We start from the raw sequence: 8,922 nt of genomic DNA on the forward strand, positions 1-8,922 counted from the left end.
GCCCTGAGCCGGGCGCTCGCCGGCGTGGCCGGGCGGACCGTCGTCGTCAACCTCCCCGGATCGCGCGGCGGCGTCGCCGACGGCCTCCGTGTGCTCGACGAGCTGCTCCCCCACCTCCTCGACCAGGTCGCCGGAGGCGACCATGCGCCGCGAGGTTCGGATGCCTGAGGCGAGCACGGCTCGCCCCGACGTGTTGGCCGTCGTCACGACGGAGCCGCTCGACCGCACAGTGATCGAGGCGTTCGTGCAGTCGCGGCAGGACGGCGCGCTCGTCACGTTCGAGGGCGTCATCCGCGATCACGACCACGGCGCATCCGTGACCCTGCTCGAGTACGAGGCGCATCCCGAGGCGGAGCGCTTCCTGCGGGAGACGTGCGTCGAGGTCGCCCTCGAGACCGGCCTGCGGGTCGCCGCCGCCCACCGCGTCGGCACCCTGGCCATCGGGGACGTCGCGCTCGTGGCATCCGTCGCGGCACCGCACCGCGCCGAGGCCTTCGCCGCATGCGCCCTGCTCGTCGACCGCATCAAGGAGCGCACGCCCATCTGGAAGCGCCAGCACCTCGACGGCGGCACCACCGAGTGGGTGAATCTCTGACCTGGGCTCGCGTGGCCGACTGAAGGATTCAGCCGCGCTCGACCGGGTACCGCAGGTGCAGCACGCGCCGACCCTGCACGACGGCCGTCGGGTCGCCGAGCCGCGCCGGGCCCGCGTCGCCGAAGTACCGCTTGCCCGATCCCATCACGACCGGCACGAGGTCGATGGCCACCTCATCGACGAGTCCGGCGTCGAGCGCCTGACCTGCGATCGTGCCGGCGGCGAGGGCCACGTTGCGCTCGCCGGCGATCTCCCTCGCCCGGTCGACCGCCGCGGTGATGCCCTGGGTGACGAAGTGGAAGTCCTCGGAGCCCGGGTACGACCAGTCGTGGGGCGGCTCGTGCGTGAGCACCACGATGGGCGTCCCGATGGGATGCTTCCCGTGCCAGCCGTCGGTGACGTCGAACAACTCGCGGCCGACGACGAGCGCGCCGATCGAGTCGACCCATGACCGCCAGTAGTCGGCGCTGGCCTGCGTGACGTGGAACGGCGGCAGCTCGCCCTCGTTCACGATCTCGACGTCGCCGTTGTCGTACCACTCGAACAGCTCGCCGATGCCGTTGTCGTCGAAGGCGATGAACCCGTCGAGCGACATGGAGGCGTTCGCGATGACCTTGCCCATGCCGGCACGGTAGCGCCGTCGCGCGCCGGCCGGAAGGGGTTCGGCGGCGCTGGGTGTCCGGCGGGTGCGATCAGCCGCCGGCGAACGGCGGCAGCACGTCGACGTGCGAGCCCAGCGCGGCCCCGGCGTCACGTCGCACGACGCCGTCGACGAGGAACGACCCGTTCGCCACGACCCGGGCCATCGTCGGGCCGTAGCGTTCCACGAGGCGCTCGCGCAGCTCGCCGACCGTCGTCCCGGCCTCGGATGCCGCGAGGGTCTCCTGTTCGATGCCCGCGGCCTCGGCGGCAGCAGCGAAGTACCGAACGGTGACGGATGCCACGTCAGCCACCGATCCCGCCCATCGACCGCACCGGGCGGTGGAAGTCGGCGGCGTCGATGCCGTGACCGGCCTGCTTGCCCCACATCGCCGCGCGCCACCGTTCGGCCAGCTCGGCGTCGGCAGCGCCCGCACGCAGCATCCCGCGCAGGTCGGTCTCGTCGTCGCTGAACAGGCACGACCGCACCGAGCCCTCGGCCGTCAGCCGCGTGCGGTCGCAGGCGGCGCAGAACGAGCGCGTGACCGACGCGATGATGCCCACCGTGGCCGGACCGCCGTCGACCAGCCACTCCTCCGCGGGCGACGACGGGTCCTCGCGGGCGACGGCCTCGAGTTCGAAGTGYTCGCCGAGCACCGCGAGCAGCTCGTCGGCATCGACCATGTTGTCGCGCTTCCACTGCTCGTCGGCGTCGAGCGGCATCTGCTCGATGAAGCGCAGGCGGCAGCCGTGCTCGACCGCCCAGGCGAGCAGGGCGGGCGCGTCGTGCAGGGTCTCGCGCATCGCGACCGCGTTGACCTTGAGGGGACCGAGGCCTGCCCGGTGCGCCGCGGCGATGCCGTCGAGCACCCGCGGCAGGCGGTCACGGYGGGTGAGCCGCGTGAAGTGCTCGCGATCCAGGGTGTCGAGCGAGACGTTGACCCTGGTGAGCCCGGCAYCCTTGAGCGCCTGGGCCCTGCGGTCGAGCCCGATGCCGTTCGTGGTGAGGGCGAGCGGGATACCCGGCGCTGCGGCGGAGCTCAGAGCGATGATCTCGACGAGGTCGGCCCGCGTCAGCGGCTCGCCGCCCGTGAACCGCACCTCGCGCACGCCGAGGTCGTGCACGGCGATGCCGACGAGCCGGGCGATCTCGGATGCCGACAGCAGTTCGTCGTTGGGGATCACCGGCAGGCCCTCGGCCGGCATGCAGTACGTGCAGCGCAGCGAGCAGGCCGAGGTGATCGACACCCGGAGGTCGTGGGCGACGCGGCCGAAGCGATCGACCAGCCCCGCGGCATCCGGACGCCCGTCGATCGAGGGCGCAGCCGAAGGCGGCCGGCGCACGGCCGGCATGCCGAGGGAGAGGGCGGCCATGCCCTCCACACTAGGCGCTTCCACGTTTCGCGCCGATGTCGATCGGCTGATGATGTCGCGCCCGATGCCCCTGGAACGATGACAGCGGATGCCGTGGTCACTATCGTTGACGAGTCGGGAGGAGACGTCATGTCGTTCATCACTCGAGGGTTCAGCGGGCGAAGTCGCGAACGCGACGATCGCCTGCCACCCGGCCAGACCCTCGTCAGCGACTTCCCAGTGCTCTCGGCCGGGCCGACGCCAGAGGTCGAGACCGACGAGTGGGAGTTCACGATCCGCACCGAGTCGGGCGTGCACCGCTGGAACTGGGACGAGTTCATGGCGCTGAAGATCGACGACGTCGACACCGACATCCACTGCGTCACGCACTGGTCGAAGCTCGGCACGAGCTGGCGCGGCGTCTCGCTCGACACCCTCTTCGAGGACATCGAGACCGAGCAGGAGTACGTCATGGCGCACAGCTACGGGGGGTACACGACCAACGTGCCGCTCGACGAACTGCTTGACGGCAAGGCGTGGGTCGCGTTCGAGTTCGACGGCGAACCGCTCGACCCCGAGCACGGCGGCCCCGCGCGGCTGCTCGTGCCGCACCTCTACTTCTGGAAGAGCGCCAAGTGGGTGCGTGGGCTCACGATGATGGACCAGGACGAGCCCGGCTTCTGGGAGCAGAACGGCTACCACATCCACGGCGACCCGTGGAAGGAAGAGCGCTACTGGTGAGCGACACGACGGCGCCGGTCGCGCAGGCTCAGGGGCAGCCCCAGGCGCAGACCGACGCGCTCAGCGCCGCCCTGCGCGCGGTGCCCCGCTCGGGATGGCACGCCGCCACGGTGGCCGCTGTGCACCGTGAGACGCCGAACGCCTCGCGCCTCGAGCTCGACGTCGACGGCTGGCCCGGCAATGCGGCGGGGCAGCACCTCGACGTGCGGCTCACTGCGCCCGACGGCTACACCGCGACGCGCTCGTACTCGATCGCCTCGTCGGGCTCCTCGACGCGCGTCGTGCTCGCGGTCGACAAGCTGCCCGACGGCGAGGTCTCGCCGTACCTCGTCGACGAGGTGCGCGCGGGCGACATGCTCGAGGTGCACGGCCCGCTCGGCGCGTTCTTCGTCTGGGCGCCCGCCGCCGAGACCGGCGACGCCCGGCCGGTGCAGCTCATCGCGGGCGGCTCCGGCGTGGTGCCGCTCTACGCGATGGCGCACGCGCACGCCGAGGCCGGCGACCCCACCCCGTTCCGCCTGCTCTACTCGGTGCGCACGCCCGACGACGTGTACTTCGCGGACGAGCTCGACGCGCTCGCCGCGGCGTCCGCGCCCCTCCACCTCGACTTCGTCTACACGCGCAGGGCGCCCGACGGCTGGGCGGGTGCCCCGGGGCGCATCACCCGCGAGGCGCTGGAGGCCGCGGTGCTGCCCGCGTCGGAGCATCCGCGGGTCTATGTCTGCGGCTCGACCGGGTTCGTCGAGCTCGTCGCCGACTGGCTCGTGGGCCTCGGCCACGACCCGAGGTCGATCCGCACCGAGCGTTACGGAGGCACCTGATGCAGCACGTCGACGGCAACGCCCTCGCCGGCCCGCTCGCCGAGTTCTTCTCGTTCGATGTCACGATGGCGACCGCCSGGTGCAACGGCTGCGGCACGATCGCCGAGCTCGCCCGCGCGATGGTCTACCGCAGTGGTGCGGGCACGGTGGTGCGCTGCGGGTCGTGCGACCACGTGCTCGCGACGCTCATCGAGGCGGGCGACCGCGCCTGGATCGGCTTCAGTGGCGTGAGCGCGATCGAGGTTCCGCGAGGCTGAGGTGTCGCGCCGCTGCGCGCGGGGCGCTTCGGGGAGGTGCGCCGATGTGGATCGGCTGGATCGAGTTCGACGTGCTCCTCGGTGACGTGCACACGCTGAAGGAGAAGCGAGCGATCGTCCGCCCGATCCTCGGCGACCTGCGGCGCACGACGGAGGCGAGCGTCGCCGAGGTCGGCGACCAGGACCTGCACCGGCGCGCCGAGATCGGCGTCGGCGTGGTCGCGTCGGGCGCCGACCGGGTGACCGAGGTGCTCGACCGTGCCGAGCGGCTCGTGGCGGGCCGTCCCGAGATCACCCTGCTCTCGGCCCGCCGGCGGCTGCGGCAGAGCGACGACGACTGAGCGGATGCCGCGGGGCGCGGCGGTGCCGCCGGCCACACGCGGCGCACGGCTCAGGCGACGGCCGCGCCGTCCTTCCACACCCGCGCCACGAGCGGCACCCCCGGACGGTAGGCGAGGTGCACGTGGCTCGGCGCGTCGAGCAGCGTGAGGTCTGCGCGCATGCCCGGGCGGATCGCCCCGACATCCGTGCGCCGCAGCGCCGCCGCACCACCGGCGGTCGACGCCCAGAGCGCCTCGGCCGGCGTCATGCCCATGTCCCGCACGGCGACGGCGATGCAGAACGGCAACGAGCTCGTGAAGCTCGACCCCGGATTGCAGTCGCTCGCGAGTGCGACGGTGACGCCCGCGTCGATGAGCCGGCGCGCGTCGGGGTAGGGCTGGCGGGTCGAGAACTCCACCCCCGGCAGCAGGGTCGCGACCGTGTCGGATGCCGCGAGCGCCGCGACATCCGCGTCGCTCAGGTAGGTGCAGTGGTCGACGGATGCCGCACCGAGCTCGACCGCGAGCTGCACGCCGCCGCCCTCGCCGAGCTGGTTGCCGTGCACCCGCACGCCGAGGCCCGCGGCGGCGCCCGCCTCGAGGACCCGCCGGGACTGATCGGGCGTGAACGCGCCGCGCTCGCAGAACGCGTCGACCCAACGCGAATGGGGCGCGCAGGCGTCGAGCATCTCGCCGACGACGAGGTCGACGTACGCGTCGGGCCGGTCGGCGTACTCCGCGGGCACGACGTGCGCGCCGAGGAAGGTGACCTCGTCGGTGACCTCGCGGGCGAGGCGCACGATCCGCTCCTCGGACGCGACGGAGAGGCCGTAGCCCGACTTCACCTCGAACGTGGTCGTGCCCTGGGCGTGCAGCTCGGCCACGAAGCCGGCGAGCCGAGCCCGCAGCTCGTCGTCGCTCGCGGCGCGGGTGGCGGCGACGGTCGAGCGGATGCCGCCCGCCTCGTAGCGCTGCCCCGCCATGCGCGCGGCGAACTCCTGGGCCCGGTCGCCACCGAACACGAGGTGGGTGTGGCTGTCGACGAACCCGGGGATCACCGCGCCGCCGCCGACGTCGACGATCTCCACGTCGGCGTCCCAGAGGGTGCGGTGCTCCTCGGCCTCCCGGCGGTCGGCGCGCTCGGCGGGGCCCGCCCCGCCCGCGAGATGCTCCTGCGCGTGCAGGGCGTGGCCGACCCACGCGATGCGCCCGTCCTCGACGAGCAGGGCCGCGTCGCGCACGATGCCGAGCGGCCCGCCGTCGCGGTCGGGTGCCGGGTCGTTCGTCACGAGCTCGGCGACGCCCGTCAGCAGCATGCGTGTCGCTGCGGCGCCGTCGCTCATGCGTCGAGCATAGGCACGCGCAGCCCGCGCTCGCGAGCGACCTCGACGGCGCGGTCGTAGCCCGCGTCGACGTGGCGCATGACGCCGGTGCCCGGGTCGTTCACGAGCACCCGGGCGATCTTCTCGGCGGCGAGGTCGGTGCCGTCGGCCACGACGACCTGGCCGGCGTGGATCGAGCGGCCGATGCCGACGCCGCCGCCGTGGTGGATCGAGACCCAGGTCGCCCCCGACGCCGTGTTGAGCATGGCGTTCAGCAGCGGCCAGTCGGCGATCGCGTCGGAGCCGTCGGCCATCGACTCGGTCTCGCGGTAGGGACTTGCCACCGAGCCCGAGTCGAGGTGGTCGCGGCCGATCACGACGGGAGCGCTCAGCTCGCCCGAGGCCACCATCTCGTTGAACTTCAGGCCGGCGAGGTGCCGTTCCTGGTAGCCGAGCCAGCAGATGCGCGCGGGCAATCCCTCGAAGTGCACCTTCTCGCCCGCCTGGGTGATCCAGCGGCGCAGGTGCTCGTCTTCGGGGAAGAGCTCGAGGATGGCGCGGTCGGTCGCGGCGATGTCGGCCGGGTCGCCCGAGAGCGCGGCCCAGCGGAACGGTCCCTTGCCCTCGGCGAAGAGCGGCCGGATGTAGGCGGGCACGAAGCCGGGGAACTCGAACGCGCGGTCGTAGCCGGCGAGCTCGGCCTCGCGACGAATGGAGTTGCCGTAGTCGAACACCTCGGCGCCCGCGTCCTGGAAGCCGACCATCGCGGCCACCTGCTTGGCCATGCTCCCCCGTGCGCGATCGGTGAACCCCTCGGGGTCCCGCTCGGCCTCGGCCTGCCAGTCCTCGAAGGGGACCCCCACGGGCAGGTACGACAGCGGGTCGTGGGCGCTCGTCTGGTCGGTCACGATGTCGACGGCGATGGCACCGGCGCGATGACGCAGCAGCAGCTCGGGGAACACCAGGGCGGCATTGCCGACCACGCCGACGGAGCGAGCCTCGCCGGCGTCCTTCGCCGCGACCACCCGGGCGATCGCCTGGTCGAGGTCGGTGTGGTACTCGTCGAGGTAGCCGTGTTCCACACGGCGCCGGAGGCGCGACTCGTCGACGTCGACGATCAGCACGGCGCCGCCGTTCATCGTGACGGCGAGCGGTTGCGCGCCGCCCATGCCGCCGCAGCCGCCCGTGAGCGTCAGGGTGCCGGCGAGGCTACCCCCGAACCTGGCCCGGGCGATCGCGCCGAACGTCTCGTACGTGCCCTGCAGGATGCCCTGCGTGCCGATGTAGATCCACGAGCCGGCCGTCATCTGGCCGTACATGGTGAGGCCGAGCTGCTCGAGCCGGCGGAACTCGGGCCACGTCGCCCAGTCGCCCACGAGGTTGGAGTTGGCGATGAGCACCCGCGGCGCCCACTCGTGCGTGCGGAACACGCCCACGGGCTTCCCGGACTGCACGAGCAGCGTCTCGTCGGCCTCGAGGTCTTCGAGGGTGCGCACGATCGCGTCGAACGCCTCCCAGTTGCGGGCCGCCTTGCCCGTGCCGCCGTAGACGATCAGGTCCTCAGGACGCTCGGCGACGTCGGGGTCGAGGTTGTTCATGAGCATGCGCAGGGGCGCCTCGGTCTGCCAGCTCTTCGCGGTCAGCTCGGTGCCGCGGGCGGCGCGGACGGTGCGCGGGCCGGTGACGGCTGCGGTGGGTGCGTCGGTCATGCCTCGATCTCATCGCACGCGGCATCCGGCGACAACGGATGCCACGGGGTGCCCGTCTGGGATGCCAGACGAACGGTGCGAGCCCCGGGTCAGCCGAGCGGGATGCCGCGGGCCGCCATGAAGGGCACCGCGTCGACGGCGACCCCGTCGAGGTGCACCTCGAAGTGGAGGTGGCATCCCGTGGAGGCGCCCGTGCTGCCCACCGCGCCGATCAACTGGCCGGCGGTCACCGTCTGGCCCGGTACCACGAACGTGCCGCCCGAGACGAGGTGGCCGTAGCCCGTGGCGACGCCCGAGCCGTGGTCGATGAGGATCCAGTTGCCGAGGCTGCCGTTCGGTGCGGCGTCGGCCACGACGCCGTCGGTCGCCGCGTACACCGGGGTCTCGCACGCGGCCGCGAGGTCGGTGCCGCGGTGGAAGTCGTTGACGCCGGGAACCGGCTTGACCGGGCGAAGTCCGAAGCCGTCGGTGATGTGCCCGGCCACGGGAAGCGCCCAGCCCTGGTCGCTCAGCTGCCCGGCGTCGGCCGGCAGCGACTGGATGAGGGAGATGCTGCTGGCTGCGACCCGGCTGTCCTCCGCGGCCCTCGCCTGCACGTCCTCGAGGTCCTGTCGGGCATCGGCGAGGGCCTGCTCGGCGTTCGCCACATCGTCTTCGAGGGCATCGACCGGCACCTCGTCGACGGCGGTCCAGGCGGCGTCGGCACGCTCCTGCGCGGTCTCGGCCTCGGCGGTGCGCTTCTCGACGATGGCGAGCAGCTTGTCGGCATCGCCAGAGATCTGCTCGACCCGGGCGAACCCGCCGAGTCCGGCGAGGAGGTCGTGGCCCGCGCCGAACGCCGCGGGCATCGAGGAGAGCGTGGCGCTGCCGCCGCCGCGTGCCGCGGCGACGTAGACGCGCTTGGCGGCATCGACGTCCTGCTGGGCGGCGTCGGCGACGTCCTGCAGGCGCTGCGCGACCGCGCGGGCCACCTCTTGCGTGGCACGGGCGTCGGCGAGGGCGGCCTCGGCCTCGCGCAGCTCGGTCGTGGCCCGCGTGATCGTCGAGCGGGCGGCGACCAGTGCGGCGTTCTGGGCCTGGGCCGCTGCCGACACGGTTCGCGTGGTCGGACGGTACGAGGAGCTCGTGCGCGGCGAGCCGGCGGAGGGTGCGGGCGCCTCCGTGC

At 72.9% G+C, this 8,922-nt stretch carries 11 protein-coding genes; 5 read left to right on the top strand and 6 right to left on the bottom strand.

Translation table 11 applies throughout. The features are described from left to right. Positions 1–160 precede the first annotated feature (160 nt). On the top strand, positions 161–595 hold the full coding sequence (locus AC1DY2_RS10200) for a molybdenum cofactor biosynthesis protein MoaE (protein ID WP_476762320.1): 435 nt from the start codon (positions 161–163) through the stop codon (positions 593–595). A 28-nt stretch (positions 596–623) separates the two neighbouring features. On the opposite strand, the gene AC1DY2_RS10205 is transcribed toward AC1DY2_RS10200, so the two are convergent. The 3 genes from AC1DY2_RS10205 to moaA form a co-directional block, all read right to left on the bottom strand. After that, on the bottom strand, positions 624–1,217 hold the full coding sequence (locus tag AC1DY2_RS10205; protein ID WP_476762321.1) for a dihydrofolate reductase family protein: 594 nt from the start codon (positions 1,215–1,217) through the stop codon (positions 624–626). 70 nt (positions 1,218–1,287) lie between these two features. Continuing rightward, the gene (locus AC1DY2_RS10210) at positions 1,288–1,548 is read right to left on the bottom strand and encodes a MoaD/ThiS family protein (protein ID WP_476762322.1); all 261 of its coding nucleotides are present in this window, start codon (positions 1,546–1,548) and stop codon (positions 1,288–1,290) included. After that, the gene (gene moaA / locus AC1DY2_RS10215; RefSeq protein WP_476762323.1) at positions 1,541–2,608 is read right to left on the bottom strand and encodes a GTP 3',8-cyclase MoaA; all 1,068 of its coding nucleotides are present in this window, start codon (positions 2,606–2,608) and stop codon (positions 1,541–1,543) included. Before moaA ends, AC1DY2_RS10210 begins: the two co-directional genes overlap by 8 nt. A gap of 129 nt (positions 2,609–2,737) precedes the next feature. On the opposite strand from moaA, the gene AC1DY2_RS10220 reads away from it, so the two are divergent. Genes AC1DY2_RS10220 through AC1DY2_RS10235 form a run of 4 tightly spaced genes read left to right on the top strand, consistent with a single transcriptional unit; the run spans position 2,738 to position 4,747 of the window. Further along, complete coding sequence (locus AC1DY2_RS10220) at positions 2,738–3,328, top strand: sulfite oxidase-like oxidoreductase (protein ID WP_476762324.1); 591 nt, start codon at positions 2,738–2,740, stop codon at positions 3,326–3,328. Beyond that, the gene (locus tag AC1DY2_RS10225) at positions 3,325–4,149 is read left to right on the top strand and encodes an FAD-binding oxidoreductase (protein ID WP_476762325.1); all 825 of its coding nucleotides are present in this window, start codon (positions 3,325–3,327) and stop codon (positions 4,147–4,149) included. Before AC1DY2_RS10220 ends, AC1DY2_RS10225 begins: the two co-directional genes overlap by 4 nt. Then, positions 4,149–4,406 (top strand): DUF6510 family protein, encoded by a 258-nt coding sequence (locus AC1DY2_RS10230; RefSeq protein WP_476762326.1) that lies wholly within the window; start codon positions 4,149–4,151, stop codon positions 4,404–4,406. The genes AC1DY2_RS10225 and AC1DY2_RS10230 overlap by 1 nt, the downstream gene beginning before the upstream one ends. 44 nt (positions 4,407–4,450) lie before the next feature. Continuing rightward, positions 4,451–4,747, top strand: a complete 297-nt coding sequence (locus AC1DY2_RS10235) for a DUF503 domain-containing protein (protein ID WP_476762327.1) — start codon at positions 4,451–4,453, stop codon at positions 4,745–4,747. 50 nt (positions 4,748–4,797) lie between these two features. Here AC1DY2_RS10235 and hutI read toward each other — a convergent pair whose 3' ends face one another. The 3 genes from hutI to AC1DY2_RS10250 all read right to left on the bottom strand — a co-directional run. Further along, positions 4,798–6,069, bottom strand: coding sequence for an imidazolonepropionase (gene hutI / locus AC1DY2_RS10240; protein ID WP_476762328.1), 1,272 nt, complete (start codon positions 6,067–6,069; stop codon positions 4,798–4,800). Then, complete coding sequence (gene hutU / locus AC1DY2_RS10245) at positions 6,066–7,757, bottom strand: urocanate hydratase (protein WP_476762329.1); 1,692 nt, start codon at positions 7,755–7,757, stop codon at positions 6,066–6,068. Before hutU ends, hutI begins: the two co-directional genes overlap by 4 nt. Before the next feature lie 89 nt (positions 7,758–7,846). Beyond that, positions 7,847–8,922: peptidoglycan DD-metalloendopeptidase family protein (locus tag AC1DY2_RS10250; RefSeq protein WP_476762330.1), on the bottom strand; the 1,076-nt coding region annotated here is incomplete at its 5' end.

Source organism: Agromyces sp. P1_H4, from assembly GCF_056405255.1.